At 62.9% G+C, this 20,717-nt stretch carries 18 protein-coding genes; 8 read left to right on the plus strand and 10 right to left on the minus strand.

All coding sequences use genetic code 11. The features are described from left to right. Positions 1–198: 198 nt before the first annotated feature. Positions 199–2,118 (plus strand): DUF3857 domain-containing protein, encoded by a 1,920-nt coding sequence (locus ACP_RS00405; RefSeq protein ID WP_052294628.1) that lies wholly within the window; start codon positions 199–201, stop codon positions 2,116–2,118. Further along, positions 2,118–4,100, plus strand: coding sequence for a DUF3857 domain-containing transglutaminase family protein (locus ACP_RS00410; protein WP_012680487.1), 1,983 nt, complete (start codon positions 2,118–2,120; stop codon positions 4,098–4,100). The genes ACP_RS00405 and ACP_RS00410 overlap by 1 nt, the downstream gene beginning before the upstream one ends. Before the next feature lie 22 nt (positions 4,101–4,122). Here ACP_RS00410 and ACP_RS00415 read toward each other — a convergent pair whose 3' ends face one another. The 4 genes from ACP_RS00415 to ACP_RS00430 all read right to left on the minus strand — a co-directional run bounded on the left by ACP_RS00415 (position 4,123) and on the right by ACP_RS00430 (position 10,222). Continuing rightward, the gene (locus ACP_RS00415) at positions 4,123–5,289 is read right to left on the minus strand and encodes a universal stress protein (protein WP_148214957.1); all 1,167 of its coding nucleotides are present in this window, start codon (positions 5,287–5,289) and stop codon (positions 4,123–4,125) included. Next, positions 5,286–7,073, minus strand: a complete 1,788-nt coding sequence (locus ACP_RS00420) for a sensor histidine kinase (RefSeq protein ID WP_238525605.1) — start codon at positions 7,071–7,073, stop codon at positions 5,286–5,288. The genes ACP_RS00415 and ACP_RS00420 overlap by 4 nt, the downstream gene beginning before the upstream one ends. A gap of 69 nt (positions 7,074–7,142) precedes the next feature. After that, on the minus strand, positions 7,143–8,897 hold the full coding sequence (locus ACP_RS00425; RefSeq protein WP_012680490.1) for a chloride channel protein: 1,755 nt from the start codon (positions 8,895–8,897) through the stop codon (positions 7,143–7,145). Beyond that, a complete protein-coding gene (locus ACP_RS00430; protein ID WP_169305881.1) occupies positions 8,894–10,222 on the minus strand; it encodes a tetratricopeptide repeat protein in 1,329 nt (442 codons plus the stop codon). Before ACP_RS00430 ends, ACP_RS00425 begins: the two co-directional genes overlap by 4 nt. A 144-nt stretch (positions 10,223–10,366) precedes the next feature. On the opposite strand from ACP_RS00430, the gene larE reads away from it, so the two are divergent. The 3 genes from larE to larB are packed head-to-tail and all read left to right on the plus strand — an operon-like array spanning position 10,367 to position 13,336. Beyond that, positions 10,367–11,221: an ATP-dependent sacrificial sulfur transferase LarE gene (gene larE / locus ACP_RS00435; RefSeq protein WP_012680493.1), complete on the plus strand. Its 855-nt coding sequence runs from the start codon at positions 10,367–10,369 to the stop codon at positions 11,219–11,221. A 19-nt stretch (positions 11,222–11,240) separates the two neighbouring features. After that, the gene (gene larC, locus ACP_RS00440; RefSeq protein WP_012680494.1) at positions 11,241–12,548 is read left to right on the plus strand and encodes a nickel pincer cofactor biosynthesis protein LarC; all 1,308 of its coding nucleotides are present in this window, start codon (positions 11,241–11,243) and stop codon (positions 12,546–12,548) included. Then, the gene (larB, locus tag ACP_RS00445) at positions 12,545–13,336 is read left to right on the plus strand and encodes a nickel pincer cofactor biosynthesis protein LarB (RefSeq protein ID WP_012680495.1); all 792 of its coding nucleotides are present in this window, start codon (positions 12,545–12,547) and stop codon (positions 13,334–13,336) included. Before larC ends, larB begins: the two co-directional genes overlap by 4 nt. A 24-nt stretch (positions 13,337–13,360) precedes the next feature. Here the strand turns inward: larB and ACP_RS18640 are convergent, their stop codons facing one another. After that, positions 13,361–13,489: a hypothetical protein gene (locus ACP_RS18640; RefSeq protein WP_274425898.1), complete on the minus strand. Its 129-nt coding sequence runs from the start codon at positions 13,487–13,489 to the stop codon at positions 13,361–13,363. A 32-nt stretch (positions 13,490–13,521) separates the two neighbouring features. Further along, positions 13,522–14,850: an exo-alpha-sialidase gene (locus ACP_RS00450; RefSeq protein WP_041839135.1), complete on the minus strand. Its 1,329-nt coding sequence runs from the start codon at positions 14,848–14,850 to the stop codon at positions 13,522–13,524. Between the two features lie 208 nt (positions 14,851–15,058). On the opposite strand from ACP_RS00450, the gene ACP_RS00455 reads away from it, so the two are divergent. Then, complete coding sequence (locus ACP_RS00455; protein WP_012680497.1) at positions 15,059–16,459, plus strand: NADP-dependent isocitrate dehydrogenase; 1,401 nt, start codon at positions 15,059–15,061, stop codon at positions 16,457–16,459. A 313-nt stretch (positions 16,460–16,772) separates the two neighbouring features. Then, the gene (gene mdh, locus ACP_RS00460; protein WP_012680498.1) at positions 16,773–17,699 is read left to right on the plus strand and encodes a malate dehydrogenase; all 927 of its coding nucleotides are present in this window, start codon (positions 16,773–16,775) and stop codon (positions 17,697–17,699) included. A gap of 93 nt (positions 17,700–17,792) precedes the next feature. Here mdh and ACP_RS00465 read toward each other — a convergent pair whose 3' ends face one another. Both ACP_RS00465 and ACP_RS17035 read right to left on the minus strand, forming a co-directional pair. Then, positions 17,793–18,212, minus strand: a complete 420-nt coding sequence (locus ACP_RS00465) for a type II toxin-antitoxin system VapC family toxin (protein WP_012680499.1) — start codon at positions 18,210–18,212, stop codon at positions 17,793–17,795. Beyond that, on the minus strand, positions 18,209–18,460 hold the full coding sequence (locus ACP_RS17035) for an AbrB/MazE/SpoVT family DNA-binding domain-containing protein (protein WP_012680500.1): 252 nt from the start codon (positions 18,458–18,460) through the stop codon (positions 18,209–18,211). Before ACP_RS17035 ends, ACP_RS00465 begins: the two co-directional genes overlap by 4 nt. A 174-nt stretch (positions 18,461–18,634) precedes the next feature. On the opposite strand from ACP_RS17035, the gene ACP_RS00475 reads away from it, so the two are divergent. Beyond that, positions 18,635–19,111 (plus strand): PepSY domain-containing protein, encoded by a 477-nt coding sequence (locus tag ACP_RS00475; RefSeq protein ID WP_012680502.1) that lies wholly within the window; start codon positions 18,635–18,637, stop codon positions 19,109–19,111. An 86-nt stretch (positions 19,112–19,197) separates the two neighbouring features. On the opposite strand, the gene ACP_RS00480 is transcribed toward ACP_RS00475, so the two are convergent. Next, complete coding sequence (locus ACP_RS00480) at positions 19,198–19,725, minus strand: peptidylprolyl isomerase (RefSeq protein WP_012680503.1); 528 nt, start codon at positions 19,723–19,725, stop codon at positions 19,198–19,200. Positions 19,726–19,752: 27 nt separating this feature from the next. After that, entirely contained in the window at positions 19,753–20,592 is an 840-nt protein-coding gene (locus tag ACP_RS17040) for a peptidylprolyl isomerase (RefSeq protein WP_052294864.1), read from the minus strand. Positions 20,593–20,717 lie beyond the last annotated feature (125 nt).

Consider the following 20,717-nt stretch of genomic DNA (forward strand, 5'->3'; position numbering starts at 1 on the left):
TTGATTTCTACCCTGCGGCAAGTTAAAACGATGGCACTGCTCACCAATTGACCGGCTCAGCTAGTTCCTGTTTCTGGATGCCTCATGCGTACTTTCGGGCCTTGCCTTCGCTTTCTCGTTCTGCCGCTTCTCTCTCTTTCCCTCCTGACTCCATTGCACGCTGATCAATGGCAACAGCCCACCCAGCAGGAACTGCAGATGAAGACCGATCCGAGTGCTCCGGGCGCGGCCGCCGTCTATCTGTATCGCGAAGAGACCGTCGATGACAGCGTGCATATGCACACGTTCTACGCGCGCATCAAGGTGCTGACGGCGCAGGGCAAGAGCAGGGCAGATGTGGAACTGCCTTATTTCAGTTCCTTTGAGGACGGAAGTTTCCGCATCCGGTCGATCGAGGGGCGCACCATCGAGCCGGACGGCAAGATCGTCCCTTTCACCGGCAAGCCCTACGACAAACTGATCTACAAGCAGGGCGACCACGAGGTCATGGAGAAGGTCTTCACACTTCCCGATGTGCAAGTCGGCTCCATTCTCGAGTATCGCTACATCCTCGACTACGGCGACCACACCCTGTCCTCGCCCCGCTGGATCATTCAGCAGCCCCTCTTCGTGCATGAAGCGCACTACCACTTCAATCCGCTCAAGAATTACACCGACTACACCATGATGGATAGCAGCGGTCACGAAACCCCCATCAACACGCTGCTCTATGCCACTATTCTGCCTCCCGGCGTCAAGGTGAGAGCCGGCCTCGACGGATATGACCTCGTCATCAAAGACGTGCCTGCCCTCGTGCGCGAGCCGCACATGCCTCCGGTGCAGAGCCGCAGCCTGCGCGTGCTCTTCTATTACGCCGCGTCCACCCAGAGCAAAGACTTCTGGAGTGATGCCGGCAAGCGCTGGTCAAAGTCCGTCGATCACTTTGCATCCGATAGTCCCGTCATCCGCAAGGCGGTTAGCCAAATCGTGTCTCCCGCGGACACGCCGGAGCAAAAGTCATTGAAGATCTATGAAGCGGTCATGAAGCTCGACAACACCGATTACACCCGCGCGCACAGCGCCGTCGAGAACAAGGCCGAAGGGCAAAAAGAGAAAAACGCCGGTGATATCTGGCTGGACAAGCGCGGCAACAGTGCGCAGCTCACCCGTCTTTACATCGCGTTGGCACGCGCCGCCGGGCTCAAGGCTTATGACATCATCGTGAGCAACCGCAATGATACGCTATTTGATCAGAATTACCTGAGCTGGGGTCAGCTCGATGACGAACTCGCCATCGTAATGATTGACGGCAAGCCCGTCTATCTTGATCCCGGCAACCGCTTTGAGGACTACGGCGAGCTTGCCTGGTATCACTGCTTCGCAGACGGGGTGAGGCAATTGGATCACGGGACTGCCTTCGCCTCCACGCCCGGGCAGCTTTATAAGTGGGACGTGCAGACCCGCAGCGCCTATCTCACGCTCGCTCCCGACGGCTCCATTTCCGGCCAACTTCGGATTGCCTACACCGGAGATTACTCCCGCCGCATCCGGCAGGAAGCCTTGAAGAATGGTGTGGAGCAGGCAAAGAAAGACGTGCGCTCCTACTGGCAATCGCAGGTTCCCACCGGCGTACAGCTTAAGATGAACGGCTTCATCGGCATTGACCAGCCCGATGAAGCCGTGATGGCTGTGCTCACCGTGAGCGGCACCATGGGCAGCAATGCGGGCAGGCTGCGGCTGCTGCCGGCCGACTTCTTTGAGGCCAACGCCAAGCCGGTTTTCACCAGCCCGAAGCGCACCATGCCCGTCGATCTGGGTCCTGTTTACATCCTGCAGGATCAGGTGAGCCTTAACCTGCCGCCCAATGCAAGTGTGGAAGGGAAGCCTGCGGACAATCAGCAGATGCTGCCGCAGGATGGCGTTTTTCACGTGAGCTATACCGCAAAAGGGAACCAATACGTTTACGATCGGGTTTCGGCCGTGGCCATGCCGCTCTATGCTCCCAAAAGCTATCCGCAACTCCTGAACTACTTTCAAAAGATCGCCCAGGCGGATCAGCAGCCGCTCGTGCTGCGCATGAAGCCGGTGCCGGTGACCGCGGCCACATCTTCGGCTCCCAAAGCAGGGAGCGCGAAGTGATGCGCGGACCATCACAGAGCCGCCTCGCGCGGCTGGGTTTTGCCCTGTGCCTTCTCGCCGCCGCTGCGCCGCTCGCCATGGCTCGCACCGAGCCGGTGCTGCCGGATTGGGTGATGTCCGCGGCTGCTCTGAATCCGGGCAAGCTGCCGCCCACCGCCAATGCGGTGATTTTGTATCAGAGTGAGTTACTCACTGTGGAGCCCGATGGCAGCGCCGAAGACCGCATGCGCACGGTGATGAAAATTCTCACGCCCGAGGGACGCCAGGACGCCACGCCTGTGGCCTCCTACAACAAGGACACGCCCCTCAAGTCCTTCGCCGTCTGGTCTATCTCGCCTGACGGGCATCGCTTCGCCATGAAGAAGAGCGACTACGTCGATGCAGGCTACTCCGACGACAGCATGCTCTATGTGGACGTTCGCTATCGCACGGCCGACCCGCCGGGTGCCGACCCCGGCGGCATCATCGCGTGGGAAGTCGTGCAGAAAGTGCCCGCGTACATGAGCGAAGACACGTGGCAGTTCCAGCAGTATCTGCCCACGACGAAAACGGTCTTTGAGCTGAAGCTGCCGCAGGGCTGGCACCATGAGGCCGTATGGTTTCGCCATGCGCCCATTGCTCCCGTCACTGAGCCGGACGGCACGTTGCGCTGGGAGGCCGGCAATGAACCGGCCGTGAATATGGCCGGCGTTCCGCTCGCTCCTGCTGGCATCACGCAGGCCTCGCGCATGGTGGTGCACTATGCCGCGCAGCCTTTGCCGCAGGGCGACGCGCTCTGGGCAAAGATCGGTAACTGGTATGACAAGCTGTCGAGCGCGCAGACCGACGGCGGCTCTCCGGTCAAGACGGCGGCGCTCGGTGTGGCGACGCCCACTGAAGACTTCATGACGCGGCTCGATCGCGTGGCCACTTTCATGCAGCAGAACATTCGCTACGTCGGCGTCGAGATCGGCATCGGCGGCCTCAAGCCTCATCCGGCCGATGCCGTGCTCGAGGACCGCTACGGCGACTGCAAGGACAAGGTCACTCTGATGATCGCCATGCTCGATGCCGTGGGCATCCACTCCACGTATGTGCTTGTGGATACCCATCGCGGCTTCGTCTCGCCGCATGTGCCTTCCATCGACGGCAACCACGCCATCATCGCCATCCAGATTCCGGCCGGCTATCAGAATCCACGCCTGCAGTCGGTGGTGCAGACCCAGACCGGCCAGCGTTATCTCATCTTTGACCCCACCAACGAATACGTGCCCATCGGCCTGCTGCCCGGCTATCTGCAAGGCGGCTACGGCCTTCTTGTCGATGGAGGTCAAAGCCAGGTCATCGCGCTGCCAGTGATGCCGCCCCCGACCGACACCACGACGCACACGGCCAGTTTGAAGCTCGCTGCGGACGGCACATTGAGCGGAACAGTGAAAGTGACGATGAACGGCGCGTCCTCATGGGACACACGCAATTTTTACGCCGAAAGCACGGCAAAGCAGTTGACCACGCACTACAACCAGGTGATGGGCAATGATTTCACCGCGTTCACGTTGCAGAAGACGACCTTCAGCCAGGCCAATGCGCTCACTCAACCCTTCACTATCTCTTACACTTTTACCGCGCCGGCATATGCGCACACGGCTGGTTCTCTGCTGCTGGTGCGTCCGCGCGTGATGGGCAGCGTCGAGCAGCCGCTGAACAACAAGCCGCGCAAATACCCCATCAGCTTTGACTCGCTGGGCACATGGAGGGATACGGTGAGCATCCAGTTGCCCGCCGGCTACACGGTCGATGATTTACCCGATCCCGTGCATCTCGACGTCGGATTTGCCGACTACACGAGCGACGTAAAAACCGTTGGCAACACGCTCGTTTATACCCGGCAATATGTGCAGAAGAAACTGACGCTGCCAGCCTCTGACTATGCCCAGTTGCAGCAGTTGGAGGGCGCGATTGCCAACGATGAAAGCAACAGCGCGGTGCTCAAGAAAGACTAAGGCCGCTCAAACAATTCCCGGGCTACTTCTTCTCTTTTTTATTCATGGGGACCACCTGCACGGTGGTCTCTCGCATCTCCGCCAGAAAGCGGTTGATGACGGACCCGCGCAGAAAAATATCAAACCGTGAGCGAGCCGATTGGCCAAACACGACGTGCGAAATATTCTCCTGCTTGGCAAACTCCACCAGCGCATCCGCAACGTTCTTCTTTTTGAGCATGACCACCTTGGCTCCCAGGTCGGCCGCCATCCGCTCAAAGTCTTCAATGCGGCGTTGTGCGTCAGCATCATCATGATGGCGCGAAGTCCCCGGCCGCTCCACATACACCGCATACCATTGCGTCGCCAGCCGCCCCGCAATGCGCGCGCCTACGCGCAGCAGGCGCTCTGAACCGGTGCGCGCCGAGAAGCAGACCATCACCTTCTCGGGCATCGGTGCTTGTTCCAGGCCTTGCGTGCGGCGGTACTCCGAGGCAGCACTGCCAACCTTTTCGGCCGTGGTGCGCAACGCAAGCTCGCGCAGCATGTTCAGGTTGCCCTTGCGGAAGAAGTTCGCCAGCGCCAGCTCCACCTTCTCCGGCGCATAAATCTTGCCTTCGCGCAGCCGCGTGCGCAGCTCATCGACGGTGACGTCAACGTTCACCACCTCGTCGGCGCGCTTCAATATGCTGTCAGGAATCGTCTCGCGAATCTGCGTGCTCGCCGAGCGCGAAACGGCATCATTCAGCGTCTCGATGTGCTGAATGTTTACGGCCGTCATCACGTGAATGCCTGCGTCCAGCAGCTCCAGCACATCTTCATAGCGCTTGCGGTGGCGCGATCCCGGCACGTTCGTGTGGGCCAGCTCATCCACCACCACGGTGTGCGGCTTGCGAGCGAGAATGGCGTCCACGTCCATCTCTTCCAGCGTCACCGAGCGGTAGGGAACCTGGTGGCGCGGAATCATCTCCAACCCTTCGGTGAGCGACACAGTTTCGGCGCGCCCGTGGGCCTCTACAAAGCCGACGACCACATCGACGCCCTGGTCATGCAGGCGATGCGCGTCCTGCAGCATGCGGTAGGTCTTGCCCACGCCGGGCGCCGCGCCCAGATAGATGCGCAACCGCGCCACATCCTCCCGCTGCAGGTGCAGCTCACGAGGCGCGCGAAGGGGAATATTGATAGAGGCATTGTCCGGCTGATTCATCATCCGGCCTCCACAGGGTGACGTCCGGTGCGCACCGCGGCAATCGGCAGCGTAAAGCGGAAGGTAGTGCCGTGGCCCAGGCGGCTTTCGACGGCAACCTCACCATTTTGTGCTTCGACCAGCCGCCGTACCAGCGCGAGTCCGAGTCCCGTGCCCGCCGCGCCCGTGCCAGAGAAACGCCCGAAGATGCCGGAGAGCCGCTCCGGCTCAATGCCCCGGCCCGTGTCGGTGACGGCAAACTGCACGCGGTCACGCAGCTCGGTCGCCTCCAGGCGAATCTCGCCTTCCGGCGGCGTATAGCGCAGTGAGTTCTGAATCAGGTTATCCAATATGCTGCGCAGTGCGCGGCGGTCTCCGGCAACGTGCGGCAAGTCTTCATAGGCCTTCACACACAGCCGGATCTTCTTGTCCTGCGCCTCCGCGCGATACCGCGACGAAGCATCCTGCAATACGTCGAGCGGACGCAAGGCACGCAATTGCAGCTCGCGATCTCCCGTATCCAGTTCAGCCACTTCGAGCAGGTCGGCCATCAAATCGTCCAGCCGCTCGGCTTCTTCTTCGCCGTTGCGGGCAATGTCCATCTGCAGAGGCTGCAGCGGCCCGGCAAAGCCGCGCGTGAGCGTGTAGAGCGAGAGGCGCAGCCGCTGCAGCGGATCGCGCAGCTTCTGCGAGGCGACCATCAGAAAGCGCGACTTGAAGCGGTCCACTGCGGCCATCTCCGTAATATCTTCGAGCAGCGTCACCGCTCCCAGCAGCCGCCCGCGATCATCTCGAATGGGCGTGGTCCGCAGCCGGTAGCTGTGCTCGGCCTGCCCGGTGCGCATGGGCAGCAGTGCGGCCTCGCCCTCTCCGGTGGCCGCGCGCTGCATCGAAACCGCGTTGCGAATGGCCTGCAGAATGCGGTCTCCGCCCGGCGTATTGGCCAGCGCATTGCGGTCTGACGAGGCCTCGCCCAGCAGTTGCTGCGCCGAGCGATTCAGCTTTAGCACATGCCCCTTGGCATCCGTAACAATCACGGGCTCAAATATGGAGTGAACCACGGCGTCGCTGAGCTGCTGATCCATCTGCCGCCGTCCGGCTTCGGTTTCGCGCAGATCGCGCAGCCGCACGGCCATGCGATTGATCTCAGCGGCAATGGCCCCCAGGTCGTCGCCCGAGCGCCACTCGACCCGATGCGTCAGGTCGCCGCCGCCAATCTGCCGCGCCGACTGCGCCGTGCGGCGCAAAGGCAAAATCAGCGAAGCCACCATCAGTCCCGAGATCAGAATGGCCAGAAAAATCGAAATTCCGCAGGCCGTAATCAGCCGAGTGCGCAGGCCGTCTTCCTGCTCGTGCAGGTGCGAAACCACTTCATGCCGTTTGGCGCGCACCTGATCCACCAGCGCGCTGAAGTCCTGCTGAATGCGCACCAGGTCGCGGTCGCGCAGATTCTCCAGCCGCATGCTGGTCAGCGTCGTGTGCCCTAATACGTGCGCGTGCCGGTCATAGAGAGGCTGCACATTCACCGAGGCATCAAAGGCATGGGTGCTCTGCACCGCAGCAGCAAGAAAGGTCTGTGTCTGGTGGGCCTGGTCCACAAAGCGGCGAAAGGCCACTTCGCCTTCCAGCGAAGTCTGCGCCGCGAAGATTTCTTCCTGCGCCAGAGATGCCTGCGCTGTTTCAAGCGCCGCTACCGCATGCTCGGCAGTGCGCACCTGTGATTCCAGCGACGCAATCTGCACAAACGAAGCGCGCACCAGAAAGCTCACCGACGTCACCAGGACGATCAGCAGCAGACAGCCAGTCATCAGCCTTTGGTACAAGCTCATAAAGTCGGTGTCCGAACGAGTATAACCGCCAATCCAGCGGGGAACCCGTTAGTTTTGCTGGTAGCGCTCCAGCACATCGCTCTGGGTCAGGATTCCTTCCAGTGTGCCTTTCGATGCGCGATTCTGCACCGGCAGTACGGGCCATCGGGAAAAGTACGGGAGGGCGCTGTCGAGGGGCAGATCAGGGTAAAGCGGCGGAATACGATCCGTTCCTACCGCCTTCTCAATTGCGGTTTCGGTCTTCTGCATGGCTCCCAGGCCGGTCAGCTCGTCTCGCGTGAGCGCATACCAGGTGCGGTCCCACATCTGCACCAGCACCACTTTCACGCCCGTCTCGTTCATGCGCTCTGAGGCGCGCGACAGGGAATCGGCCCCGCGCAGCACCGGCACATCCACCGGGTGCAGCGCGTCTTCAATATGCAGATGCACCTCTTCGCGCTGCTCCTCCATCGAGGGCAGCTCCAGTCCATCCTGATGCGTGAAGACCTCAAAGATAGGCGTCGGCTGCAGGCTGCGCGAGATCAGGTACGCAATCGTATTCGCCAGAACCACCGGCAAAATAATCGACGAATTCCCGCTCAACTCCAGCACCATGAAGACCGACGTCAGCGGAACGCGCAGGAATCCCGCAAACAGCACTCCCATGCCCACCAGCGCGTAAGCGCCTACCGTGCCCACCAGGTGAGGGAAGAAGTGATGCTCAAAGGTGCCCACCGCGCCGCCCAGCATAGCGCCGATAAAGAGCGTCGGGGCAAACATGCCGCCCGGTGTTCCGCTCGAGAACGAGAGCGCCGTCGCCAGCATCTTCAGCAGCGCCAGCGCCAGCAGAATCTTCCACGTGAACTCAGCGTGCAGCGCCTGGTCAATCACCGTATAACCGGGCCCCATCACCTGTGGAAAGCCGAAGAATCCAATCGCGCCCACCAGCAGGCCCGCAATGGCCGGCTGCACAAAGTGGGTCCAGCGCGGCAGGTTGCGCATCACCGGCCGCAGATAGCCGAGCGCCTTTGAGAAGATGACCGCCAGAAATCCGCCCGTCACGCCCAGCACCGCATAGGCCAGCAATTCGCGAGGATCGCGCAATTCCACCGGCGGCACATGGAACATCGGCTCCGAGCCCCAGAAGAGCCGCGCCACAACCTCGCTCGAGATCGCGGCCAGCACCACCGAGCCCAGTACCGCGGCGCTCCACGAGCCGATGACCTCTTCAATCACAAACAGAATGGCCGAAATCGGCGCATTGAAGGCCGCCGCCAGACCCGCTGCCGCGCCAATGGGAGCAAACATCCGCAGCCGCTGCCGCGACATGCGCAAACGGCGCGCGATCATCGAGGCCACGCCCGCGCCAATCTGCAACGAGGGGTCTTCCGGCCCCAGCGACTGGCCGGACCCAATCGCCAGCGCCGCCGTGATGAACTTGCCGATCACCGTCTTGAACGAGATGTATCCGTTGTAGACATAGAGCGCGGCCTTGGTCTGGTTCACGCCACTGCCGCGCGCGCCGGGGAAGAGCCACACCACCAGCGACGCTACCACCAGGCCCACCAGCGCCGGCATATACATCAGCCGGTACTGGCCCGGATGCGGCGCCGAGCCGAGCGCCAGAATCTTGATCCACTCATAGGCGCTGCGAAAGGCCACCACCAGCAGCCCCGAGATCACACCAATAAAAATGGACAGCACCAGGAACAGGCGTTCTTCGCGCGTGGGCGCAATGCGCTGCAGGTCAAGCAGCTTGGCGCGTTCGGCCTTGGGAATCGGCGCGCTCTCGGCGGCCGCGGTTGCGTCCTGCGTCGGCGTCATCGCTGCTCCACCATGTAGGGCGCCTGCGCAATCGTGTACAGCAGCGCGTCGTTGCCCTGCGGAGTTCCGCAGCGATTGGCTGCGTCTTTCTCGGTGTCATACACCAGCTGCATCAGCATTTGCTCCATCTCGGGGTTCTGCTCCAGATCAAACAGCCGCAGCTTCTGGGGAACCTTTGCCCAGCGGGCCGCCAGCGCCTGGGCCGCGGTCTGCGCCGCCGTGTTCATATTCGCCACCGGCAGCACCGGCGAAGGCGTGAGCAGAGACTTTGCCTTGGCTGCCGCGCGCGCCAGAGGATTCACCGGAAGGCTTCCACTTGCAATCTGGGGAGTGTTGATGGGCGCGGAAGCCAGCGGCTGCAGCGCAATCGGAGCCTGGCAGTTCTCAAAGCGGTTGCGGGCGATGCGCACATCCTCAAGCACGCGCGCCGCGCGCTCGCGAATCGTCAGATCATCGGCGGGATACAGCGCCAGCAGCTCCTCGGTTGTCTTCAGCTTCTGCTGAATCATCGTCTGCTCGGCCTGAGGCTGCTGCCGGAAGGCGTGTGCATCCGTTGCGCGGTCAAGGTAATTGTGCGCCAGGGCAAATTCGCCCAGCTCGTAGGCCGTGCGTCCGGCCCCGGCCAGCGCTGCCCAGGGCGGATTGCGGCGGTGCGACAGGCTGCGATAAATATCGAGTGCATCGGCCGGACTCTGGCACTGCTCCAGCAATCCGGCAATCTCCAGCTTCAGGGCCGGCTTGTCGGGCGCATTTCCGGCCGCGATCAGCAGTTCGGTGCGCGCGTGCGAGAACTCGTGGACCTGGATGAGGTACTTGGCCATTTCCAGGCGCACATCGCGCCGCCGCTCGTAGCCGTCGCCCTCCCAGGTGCCGTCCAGTGCCGTCTGATAATAGTTGATGGCCTGCGCCTGCTGGTTCTGCCGCACGGCCAGCCGCGCCAGTTGCAGATTCACAATGCCGCTGCCAGGTTCCTGGTCCCGCAGGGTGTTGAAGTAGGCCACCGCCTCCTGCGTCCGTCCGGCCTGCGCCAGCGCCTCGGCCAGCTCAATCTCGGTGCTGCGGTCAGGAATATAGCTCAAAGCCGCACGCAGGGCCTCAATGGCAGCCTGCGACTGGCCTTTCTGCAGTTCCATCTCGCCGCGTTGCCGCCAGCGATGCCCCAGTTCCTGCCGGTGATTCTCAAACGAGCGGTGCAAAAGGTAGGTAAGACTCGATAAAACCACCACAATCAGAACCAGCGTCAGCAGTGCCACCGAGTCCTGAAAGAGCAGCTTGCGCCGGGCAGCTCGCACACGGGGGGAGAGGTGATGGGTTGGGTCGACCACAGCCATTCTTCTTTTAAGTATGGCGTAAAACTTCCAGATCGCGAATTCCTGAAGCTCGTGGAGCGCGAAAGCAGCCCTTTGCCGCACGTTGCGAGCCGGGCGCAATGAGGTCAGACCGGAGTACCATGAACGTTGAGACCGCCCATGACTTTCCACCAGACACTGGATGAAAAACAGGACGCACTCGACGCGCATCTGGCCCGGTTTGGCAGCCTGCTGGTGGCCTATTCCGGGGGTGTCGACTCGGCCTACCTGGCCTGGCGCGCCCATCGCGTGCTTGGCAGCCAGGCGCTGGCCGTCATCGCCGATTCGCCCTCGCTGGCGCGCAGCCAGTACCGCGACGCGGTCGAGTTTGCCCGCGAACAGGCCATTCCGCTCCAGACCATCCGCACCCGCGAAATGGAAAACGAAGCCTACGCCGTCAATGGCGCCGACCGTTGCTTCCACTGCAAGGATGAGCTCTTCACCGTGCTCGAGGCCGAACGCGCCCGGCTCGGCTGGGCTGCCGTCGCCTATGGCCTCAATGTCGATGACCGCCAGGACTTCCGCCCCGGCCAGCAGGCCGCCACGGCGCACCGCGTCGCCGCTCCGCTGGCCGAGGCCGGGCTCACCAAGTCCGAGATTCGTACATTGGCCGGACAGGCAGGGCTGCGCCTGTGGGACAAGCCAGCTTCCGCCTGCCTCTCGTCACGGCTCGCCTACGGCATGCGCGTCACGCCCGAGGCCCTGCGCATGGTCGAGCAGTCCGAAGACGCGCTGCACGCTCTCGGCTTCGCCCGCGTGCGCGTGCGACATCATGGAGAGATTGCCCGCGTCGAAATTGCCGAAGAAGAGATGGCCTCAGCACTGAGCCGGCAGATGTTCCAGCAGATCGCCCGCGCCGTGCGCGCCGCCGGATTTCACTACGTAGCCGTCGATTGTGACGGCTACCGCTCCGGCTCCATGAACGAGTTGCTGCCGGTCGAACTGCTGGCCGCCGCGAGCCCAAAAGACAGATAAAGACGGATAAGGATTCGCAATGAAGGTTGGCTATCTGGAATGCTTCGCCGGACTATCCGGCGACATGATGCTGGGCGCGCTCATCGACGCGGGCGTTCCCGCCGCGCTGCTCAGCGAAACCGCCGCCGCGCTCGGCATCGGCGCATCGCTCAAAATGCACGCGGTGGACCGCAGCGGCATTCGCGCCGCCAAGGTCGATGTCTACGCCGGCGAAGAACTCGCCGAGCACGCTCCCCACGCGCACTCGCACGACCATCTCCACGACCACGATCATGACCATCCCCACAGCCATGATCACGCGCATCCGCACAGCCACAGCCACGCGCATGGCCGCACGTGGAAGCAGATTCGCGCGCTCCTGGAGGCCGCCCCGCTGCCCGAGCCCGCGCGGCGGCTGGCGCTCGATACCTTCGCGCTGCTCGCCGGGGCCGAGGCAAAGATTCACGGCATGGCCGTCGAAGACGTTCACTTTCACGAGGTGGGCAACGTAGACACCATCACTGACATCGTGTGCGCGGCCGTAGGGTTGGCGTGGCTCGATGTAAATGCCTGGTACGCCGCGCCGGTCAACGTAGGCAGCGGATTCGTGCAGTGCGCGCACGGGCAGTTCCCGGTGCCCGCTCCGGCCACGGCGGAGCTGCTGCGTGGCGTGCCCGTCTATTCCGCAGGCCCTGCGGGCGAGGCCATCACGCCCACCGGCGCGGCGCTCTTGCGCGCGTTGGGCTGCCGCTTTGAGGGCAAGCCGATTTTCGCGGCGCAGTCTGTGGGCTACGGTGCGGGTACGCGTAATCCAAAGGACTTTCCGAACGTCGTTCGCCTCAGCATCGGGGAGGCCGGGCAGGCGACAGCCTCATTTGCCACCGACACGGTGACAGTTCTGGAATGCGCCATCGACGACGCCTCGCCGCAGGTGCTGGCACACGCTCTCGAACTCGCGCTCGAGTACGGCGCGCTCGACACCCTGGCCACTCCGGCCACCATGAAAAAGGGCCGTCCCGGCACGCTGCTGACCGTGCTCTGCCGCCCTGAGCACGCCGATGCGCTGGCCGCGCTGCTCTTTCGCGAGACCACCACGCTCGGCATGCGCCGCAGGCATGAGCAGCGGCTCATCCTCGACCGGCAGATGGTCACCGTGGAGACGCGCTTCGGCCGCATTCGCGTCAAACTCGCCTCGCACGCCGGTGAGCGCCTCAACGCCATGCCTGAGTATGAGGACTGCCGCCGCGCCGCGCGCGAACATGCCGCGCCCATTCAGCAGGTGATGCAGGCCGCCCTCGCCGCTCTCAGCGAGGCCGCGCCCGTGCGCCCCATTGAGGAGACGGCATGACCCGCGAAGCCATTCTGAAGCTGCTCACCGAGGTCGCTGCCGGAGCCGCCACGCCCGATACCGCGCTCGACCGTCTCGCCCACCTGCCTTACGAGGATGCAGGCTTCGCCAGGATCGATCATCACCGCTCGCTGCGGCTCGGCCTGCCCGAGGTCATCTATGCGGCAGGGAAGACGCCCGCGCAGGTGGCCCACATCTTCGCCCGCATGGCCGACGCCGGAGCCACCGTGCTGGCGACGCGCGCCACCGCCGAGCACGCCTCTGCCGTGCGCGAGGCATGCCCGGCGGCGCAGTACCACGCCGAGGCCGCGATCCTCGGCCTGCATGCCGCAGAGGAGTTAGACGCCAAGCCGCGCGAAACCTCCGGCCCGCTGGCCGTCGTCTGCGCGGGCACCAGTGACCTGCCGGTCGCCGAAGAGGCCGCCGTCACGGCTGAATATCTGGGCTGCGCCGTCGAGCGCATCTTTGATGTGGGAGTGGCCGGGCTGCACCGCATTCTCGCCCAAAAGGAGTCGCTGCGCGCCGCGCGTGCCGTCATCGTCTGCGCGGGCATGGAGGGCGCTCTGCCCAGCGTAGTCGGCGGACTGGTCGCCGCCCCGGTCATCGCCGTGCCCACCAGCGTCGGCTACGGCGCAGCCTTCGGAGGCGTCGCCGCGCTGCTCGGCATGCTGAACTCCTGCTCGCCCAACGTCTGCGTGGTCAACATCGACAATGGATTCGGCGCAGCCTACGTCGCCGCAATGATGCTGCGGGCAGGACAGGAGAAAACTCTCAGTAATGGGCTTTAGCTTCTGCGGGTGCAACCCGCAGTTCTACGAATCCTCGCGCTCCGGCAGCGAGTCGCTCTCATAAACCCGGTCGACGCGGTCGGACTGATCCTGCCACTTCTCCTGTTCGCGTTGCTTCTCCCGCTGTTCGCGCTCTTCCCGTCCGTCGCTCATCGCCGCCTTCTCCTGAGGTTCTATTTTAATTTCTAACGCCGCTCGCCGGTACCCTCGTGCCCGAGGGCGCTTTCGGGCACAATCGAGAGCCATATCTGCTGCTTGTCGATGCTGTAGCTGACGTAGATATGTCCGTGGTATTCCGCCGCGCCCGGGTAGGATGCGCCGCAGGGCTTGCCCTGCGGGCCGCACACATTGCCGTCCGCGAAGGGAACACTCCCGAGGTTTTGCCGCACCGCATGCACGCTGCGCAGTTTGCCCGTCGCGCCGTCAAAGAGCGCAAGATAGAGCGGGTCGCGCGCGTCGGCCGCCTCCGGCCGGTCGAGCGCATTGCCGATGACGGCAATCTGTCCGTCGTGCAGCCGCAGCAGCGTGGTCTCCGAAGGCGAGTTAGGAATGTCCGTGGGGATGGCCGGGCTCCAGCTCCTGCCCTCGTCGCGCGAGACGGAGCGGTAGAGCCGGTACTCACCAGACCGCGCGGGATCGGAGGCATCGCGCCCCTCATCGCGCCACAGTCGAAAGAGCAGATCCGGATGCCGCGAGAGCCGGATGGCATTCGGCTCGACCATTGTGGTTCCATCGGCGGCAATGCCGTAGCCCGTCCACGCCGAGGGCGGCTGCCCCGGCGCGGAGCCGCCCCATGTGCCGAAGCTATCTGCGGCTTCAAAGAGCGCCGGCCCGGCCAGCCGGTGGTAGCGATAGCCCGGCGAGCCGCGCAGCGGAAGGTAAGGCGCCCGGCTCACGCGAAACGGCGTGCCCACGCGGCCGCTCGCATAAAGCCGCGCCGCCACCAGCGCTTCGCCTTGTTCGTTGGTGCAGCAGCCGTATCCATTGGCCTGATCAATGGCCGCCACCAGGTAGAGCCGGTGATGCCAGCGTACTAACGCGCGCGGATAGGAGATGCGGCGGCCTGCATTGAGCTTTCCGTCAAAAGGGCTGGGCGGCGCAACCACCACCGTGGGCGCGGACCAGTGCAACCCATCCCGGCTGCTCTTGACCTCGGTGATCATGCCGCTCTCGCCTTCGCGCCGCATGGCTCCGCTGTAGGCGACCCAGATGCGCCCGTTTCCCGCAATCGCCACGCGCGTGTGGTGATGGTATTGCAGGCTCTCCAGGTCATCGAGCGACGGTGTATGACCGTCGGGCCCATCCACCTGCACGCTGCGTATGCCCTGCGCCACGGGATAAGGCCCGCGCCGCGCCGTGTTGCCCCAGCGCAGCGTGAACGATGAGGCTTTCCGCGACGAATGCGTACGGGCCGGCACAGCCGTGGCGCGAGCGGCGAGGCTCCCAAAAACAATCAAGCAGAGAAGCAGGCTCATGCCGGACACGCCGGGACCGCGAGAAGTGCGAAGGCTCATAGCTCTTCATTCTCGCGGCCCATGCCGGGGCGGATCAAATGTTTCCAGTCGGCTCTCCATCCGGGCGTCAGAATGCGCAGCCGCCCGTGCCGCTATTCCGCGTCCCCTTTTGGCTGTGACGCACCGCGTTGCCACCTCTTGTTACCGGATGTTAGGTTGTTCGCGTCAGCATCCAGACACATCTGAAACAAATTGAGGGATCACCAGCATGCAGGCGAGCTACAACGGAGTGTCGTTGCCAGAGGGCGGCCAGCCCATCACCTATTCCGGCGGGAAGTATACGGTTCCCGATCATCCCATCATTCCTTTTATCGAGGGCGACGGCACCGGGCGCGACATCTGGCGGGCCTCGCAGCGCGTCTTTGATGCTGCGGTGCACAAGGCTTACGGCGGCCAGCGCTCAGTGAAGTGGTTTGAGATCTTTGCCGGCGAAAAGGCTTTTCGCGAATTCAAAACCTGGCTGCCCGATGACTCCGTAAAGGCCGCGACCGATCTGCGCGTGAGCATCAAGGGCCCGCTCACCACGCCGGTGGGCGGAGGCATTCGCTCGCTCAACGTGGCGCTGCGGCAGATCATGGACCTTTACGCCTGCGTGCGCCCCGTGAAGTACTACGCCGGCGTGCCCAGCCCGGTCAAGCACCCTGAGAAGCTCGACGTAGTGATCTTCCGCGAGAACACTGAGGATGTGTACGCGGGCATCGAGTTCAAGCAGGGAACGCCGGAAGCGAAAAAGCTCATCGACTTTTTGAACGATGAAATGCTCAAGGGCGGCAAGAAGAAGGTCCGCTCTGACTCCGGCGTCGGCATCAAGCCCATCTCCATCACCGGCACCAAGCGGCTCGTGCGCTACGCCATTCAATACGCCATTGAGAATGGCCGCCGCTCCGTCACGCTGGTGCACAAGGGCAACATTCAAAAGTTCACCGAGGGCGCATTTCGCGAGTGGGGCTACGAGGTCGCGGTGGAGGAGTTTCGCGAGCACGTCGTGACCGAGCGCGAGAGCTGGATTCTTGGCAATGCCGAGGCCAACCCCGGCCTCACCGTCGAGCAGAATGCCGCCATGATTGAGCCGGGCCTCGAGTTCGGCTCAGAAGACTTCCGCAAAGACCTCTATGCCGAAATCAAGGGCGTGCTCGACAGCATCGGGCAGTCGCACGGGGCGGGGAAGTGGAAGCAGAAGATTCTCATCAACGACCGCATCGCCGACTCCATCTTTCAGCAGGTCATCATCCGGCCCGACGAATATGACATTCTGGCGTGCCCCAACCTCAACGGCGACTACATCTCCGACGCCTGCGCGGCGCAGGTGGGCGGCCTCGGCATCGCTCCCGGCGCGAACATTGGCGACGGCTACGCGGTCTTTGAGGCCACGCACGGCACCGCGCCCAAGTATGCGGACAAGGACGTCATCAACCCCGGCTCGGTGATGCTTTCCGGAGTCATGATGTTTGAGTTTCTCGGCTGGAAGGAAGCGGCCAGGCTCATCGAGTCCGCCATGGAAAAAACCATCCAGCAGAAGCACGTCACCTATGATTTTGAGCGCCAGATGCCCGGCGCCACCAAGGTCAAGACGAGCGAATTCGCGACGAAGATGATCGAGAACATGTGACAGCACCCCACGAACGAGGACGCGTTCGTGGGGCCCTCGGGACGAGCCGTCCATGTCTGTTTGCCAATTCACAAAAAACGGGGTGCCCCACGTCCGTCTGTTCGGACGTGGGACGAAAGAGTCCGGATGGCCAGGGGCTTTGTGTCGGTCAGATTCTCCGGAACCCCAGCATTTTTCCGCACAAACCACCTCACGCTGCACGATCCCGCAGAACCTTGTTTAATAGAGAGTTGAGGCTTGCCCCAACGGAACTTCATCCTCACCCATTGACCAGCGGCTCATGCCGCGGACCATTCTTCAACGAAGGAGCATCATGCGAAAGAAAGTCACCATTGTAGGCGCGGGCAACGTGGGCGCCACGGCCGCTCACTGGATCGCCGCCAAGGAACTCGCCGACGTCGTACTGATCGACGTGGTCGAGGGCATTCCCCAGGGCAAGGGCCTTGACCTGCTCGAAGCCATGCCGATCGAGAAGCGCGACAGCCACATCACCGGCACCAACGACTACGCTGACACGGCGAACTCTGACATCGTGGTGATCACGGCAGGCATTCCGCGCAAGCCCGGCATGAGCCGCGACGATTTGCTCGCGACCAACTACAAGATCATGTCCGACGTGGTCGGCAAGGTCGTCGCCGTTTCGCCGAACTGCATCATCATCGTCGTCTCCAATCCGCTTGATGCGATGGCGCAGGCCGCCTTCCGCCAGGCGAAGTTCCCGCGCAACCGCGTCATCGGCATGGCCGGCGTGCTGGATTCGGCGCGCTTCCGCACCTTCATCGCCGAGGAGCTGAAGGTTTCGGTTGAGAACGTCACGGCCTTCGTGCTCGGTGGTCATGGAGACACCATGGTTCCGCTGCCGCGCTTTTCCACCGTGGCCGGCATTCCCATCACTGAACTGATGCCGGCTGAGCGCATTGAGGCGCTCGTGCAGCGCACCCGCGACGGCGGTGCTGAGATTGTGAAGCACCTCAAGACCGGCAGCGCCTACTACGCTCCTTCGGCAGCCGCCGTCGAGATGGTCGAGGCGATTCTCAAGGACAAGAAAAAGATTCTGCCCTGCGCCGTCTATCTTGAAGGCGAGTACGGCATTGACGGCTACTTTGTCGGCGTGCCCTGCAAGCTCGGCAAGGGCGGCCTGGAGCAGATCGTCGAGATCAAGCTCACCAAGGAAGAAGATGCCGCTCTCAAGAAGAGCGCCGAAGCCGTCAAGGAACTCTGCGCCGTCATCGGCGTCTAGGGACTGGCCGTTCAGGCACACGCGCCTGACGCCGCAAAAGCGAAAGGCCCGCCTCGCGCGGGCCTTTCGCTTTTGCAAAGCGCAATCAGCGCATTAGCACTCTTTGATGCGCAGGCCGGGGAAGTCCGTTCGGTAGCGGCGTTTATCAAGCGTGAGCAGGCGGTCCGCCATCCAGGTGGCATGAGCGCCGATGATGAAATCAGCAGGGATGCGCTTGGGAGATCCATCGCCCAATTGACGGCGGCGGATGGCGTATTGAGAGTACGCATCGGCTGCAAAGTCCCAGATTTTCTTTGGAAGCTCCCAGTCCACCGCAATGCCGGTATCGACGAGAAAGGTCTGCACCTCTTCCACTGTTGCGCGTGGATGGGCACACAACTCGATGTAGACAACCGGGCAAATGACCAGGCTGCCCATGTGCCGCGATGCCTGCAATTGTTCGAGGATTTCGGAGAGATTCGATTCTTTCGTCCAGATGGCAGAGATGATGTTTGTATCGACCGCCGTTCTCATTTGACCTCGGGGTCTTCGTCGCGCATCTCGCCGATCCAGGCATTGATTTCCTCGCGGTTCTTGAACGCAGGAAAAGCGCCAACCCAAGCCCTGAAGGGATTCTCTTCATCCTGCGCCGGCTTGAGCACCGTCTTGTCGTCTTCCACCACAAACTCGACGCGATCGCCCTCTTTGAGTCCCAGGCGAGTCCGAATCTCCCGGGGAATGGTGACCTGTCCCTTGCTGCTGACCGTGCTGGTGAGTGCCATGGCTCGTGTGCCTCTGGGGTAAAGAATAGCATTCTTTACCAGCCGGTAAAGAATGCCAGCCAGGGCATCTGATCACCCTCAAAACGACGTCCCGCCGCCGCTTCAGACTACTTTCACCCCCAATTCAGTGCCATTTCAGGCCCATGTTGAAAGATAGCCCTCAAGGAGGAACTGATGAAAATCCAGTTCAACACTCTCGCGACCGCATCTTTGGCGCTTGCCCTGGCAGCCGGTGTTTCTTACGCGCAGGAAGTCCACATTCCCTTCAGCCAATTGCCCCCGGCCGTGCAGCAGGCGGTCCAGCAGCAGAAGAGCCACGGCGCGACCGTGCGCGGCTACGTCAGCGACCGCGAAAATGGCCGCACCGAATACGAGGTCGAGACCATCCGCCACGGCATGACCCGCGACATCTCCATTGACGCCGCCGGGCATGTGCTCGAAGTCGAGCAGCAGGTTCCGCTCTCGCAGGTGCCGGCTGCCGCCAAAGCGGCTATCCAGAAGGGCGCTGCGGGCGGGCACCTGATCCGCGTGGAGAAGGTCACCAGCAGCATGTCCTCAGAGGTCGCCTATGAGGCGGGCATTCGCGCGCATGGCCGCTACCATGAGGTACGCGTGCATCCCGACGGTTCGCCCGCGCCTGAGTCTGACTGACCCTGCTGCCACCGCTGTCCCAACAGCAAAAGGCCCGCTTCGCGCGGGCCTTTTGTGCCGTGGCGGCGAAGCCGCCGCCTGAACGGTTAGACCCGCTCGATCACCAGCGACTCAATCACCACATCCTTGTGCGGCTTGTCCATGCCGTTGCGGGCGACCTTGGAGATCTTGTCCACCACATCCTGCCCTTCGACCACTTCGCCAAAGATGGTGTGGCGGCCGGTCAGCCACTCGGTCGGGGCCACGGTGATGAAGAACTGCGATCCATTGGTGTTGGGCCCGGCATTGGCCATGGCCAGCTTGCCCTTGGCGGTAAAGCCGTGCGGCGAGCCCTTGGTTTCGTCCTCAAACTTGTAGCCCGGGCCACCCATGCCGGTGCCGGCCGGGTCGCCGCCCTGAATCATGAAGTCAGGAATCACGCGATGGAAGATGGTGCCATCATAGAGCTTCGTCTTGCCCTTCTCCCTGGTGATGGGGTGGGTCCATTCGCGGGTGCCTTCGGCCAGCTCCACAAAGTTGGCGACAGTCTTGGGGGCGTCCTTCTCAAAGAGGCGGCAGACGACGGTGCCTTCGCTGGTATTGAAGACGGCGTAAGTTCCAGATGTACGTGACATTTATCGTGACTCCTTCAAGTTCTGGTTTCAGAGTTGCGGGTTGGAATTCTGAGGCTGCGGCGCAGGAGCCGAGGGGGTGCTGTCGGCGGCGGGCGGCGGCGGAACCGGTTGCCCGGCAGGGACTATCGTCACCTTGTCCAGTGTCACCGGCTCCAGCGGCTTGTTGCGCTCGTCGCGCGGCACATCGGCGATGGTCTCGGCCACCAGCACGCTGCCCGGCGTGCACTGCCCAAAGATGGAGTAGTGCTGATCGAGCTGCGGCTGTGGGGCCACCGTGATGAAAAATTGCGAGCCATTGGTGTTGGGCCCGGCATTGGCCATGGCCAGCCGGCCCGGCACGTCAAAGTTGAGGTTGGGGTTCAGCTCATCGTCAAACTGGTAGCCCGGGCCGCCCATGCCCGTGCCGAGCGGGTCGCCGCCCTGCACCATGAAGCCCGGAATCACCCGGTGAAAAATGGTGCCGTCATAAAACGGCTTGCCATGCTCTACCTTTCCGGTCGCGGGATTGGTCCAGTCCTTCGTGCCCGTCGCGAGACCCACAAAGTTGGCGGCCGTTTTTGGAGCCAGCTTGCTGAAGAGCCGGCAGGTCATGCGGCCCATGCTCGTGTCAAACACTGCCGTGGGTCCGGTGGGCTGAGGCGAGGGCGGCGCAGCCGGTTCCGCTCCGGGCGCTTGCACACCGGGCGAGTCGGGCAGCGAAGACGAATTGCCGCCGGCGGGCGTCGTGCTCTGCTGCGAGCTTTGCGTCGCCTGATTCTGTTGGTCCGTCTGGCTGTTGGTGGAGGCAGGCGTCTGCTGGGCATACACAGAGGCGCTCAGCACCAGCGACGCAACGGCAAGCAGCGTATAACGAGGGATTCGATTCATGCGCATCAACTGTTCAGGTTATAGGATCACCCTCGCGCATGGCCAGCCGGGGCCCGCCGCGAAGCGTCTGCATTCTGGCTGCGAAGCGCGCACATCGCCGCCGCGAAGCCTGACAAAAGCCGGAT

Source organism: Acidobacterium capsulatum ATCC 51196 (assembly GCF_000022565.1).
GTDB lineage: Bacteria > Acidobacteriota > Terriglobia > Terriglobales > Acidobacteriaceae > Acidobacterium > Acidobacterium capsulatum.

Coding starts and splice junctions, on each gene's coding strand:
- ACP_RS00405 (WP_052294628.1), top strand. CDS start 199: ATGAAGACCGATCCGAGTGCTCCGGGCGCGGCCGCCGTCTATCTGTAT.
- ACP_RS00410 (WP_012680487.1), top strand. CDS start 2,118: ATGCGCGGACCATCACAGAGCCGCCTCGCGCGGCTGGGTTTTGCCCTG.
- ACP_RS00415 (WP_148214957.1), bottom strand. CDS start 5,289: ATGATGAATCAGCCGGACAATGCCTCTATCAATATTCCCCTTCGCGCG.
- ACP_RS00420 (WP_238525605.1), bottom strand. CDS start 7,073: ATGACTGGCTGTCTGCTGCTGATCGTCCTGGTGACGTCGGTGAGCTTT.
- ACP_RS00425 (WP_012680490.1), bottom strand. CDS start 8,897: ATGACGCCGACGCAGGACGCAACCGCGGCCGCCGAGAGCGCGCCGATT.
- larE (WP_012680493.1), top strand. CDS start 10,367: ATGACTTTCCACCAGACACTGGATGAAAAACAGGACGCACTCGACGCG.
- larC (WP_012680494.1), top strand. CDS start 11,241: ATGAAGGTTGGCTATCTGGAATGCTTCGCCGGACTATCCGGCGACATG.
- larB (WP_012680495.1), top strand. CDS start 12,545: ATGACCCGCGAAGCCATTCTGAAGCTGCTCACCGAGGTCGCTGCCGGA.
- ACP_RS18640 (WP_274425898.1), bottom strand. CDS start 13,489: ATGAGCGACGGACGGGAAGAGCGCGAACAGCGGGAGAAGCAACGCGAA.
- ACP_RS00450 (WP_041839135.1), bottom strand. CDS start 14,850: ATGAGCCTTCGCACTTCTCGCGGTCCCGGCGTGTCCGGCATGAGCCTG.
- ACP_RS00455 (WP_012680497.1), top strand. CDS start 15,059: ATGCAGGCGAGCTACAACGGAGTGTCGTTGCCAGAGGGCGGCCAGCCC.
- mdh (WP_012680498.1), top strand. CDS start 16,773: ATGCGAAAGAAAGTCACCATTGTAGGCGCGGGCAACGTGGGCGCCACG.
- ACP_RS00465 (WP_012680499.1), bottom strand. CDS start 18,212: ATGAGAACGGCGGTCGATACAAACATCATCTCTGCCATCTGGACGAAA.
- ACP_RS17035 (WP_012680500.1), bottom strand. CDS start 18,460: ATGGCACTCACCAGCACGGTCAGCAGCAAGGGACAGGTCACCATTCCC.
- ACP_RS00475 (WP_012680502.1), top strand. CDS start 18,635: ATGAAAATCCAGTTCAACACTCTCGCGACCGCATCTTTGGCGCTTGCC.
- ACP_RS00480 (WP_012680503.1), bottom strand. CDS start 19,725: ATGTCACGTACATCTGGAACTTACGCCGTCTTCAATACCAGCGAAGGC.
- ACP_RS17040 (WP_052294864.1), bottom strand. CDS start 20,592: ATGAATCGAATCCCTCGTTATACGCTGCTTGCCGTTGCGTCGCTGGTG.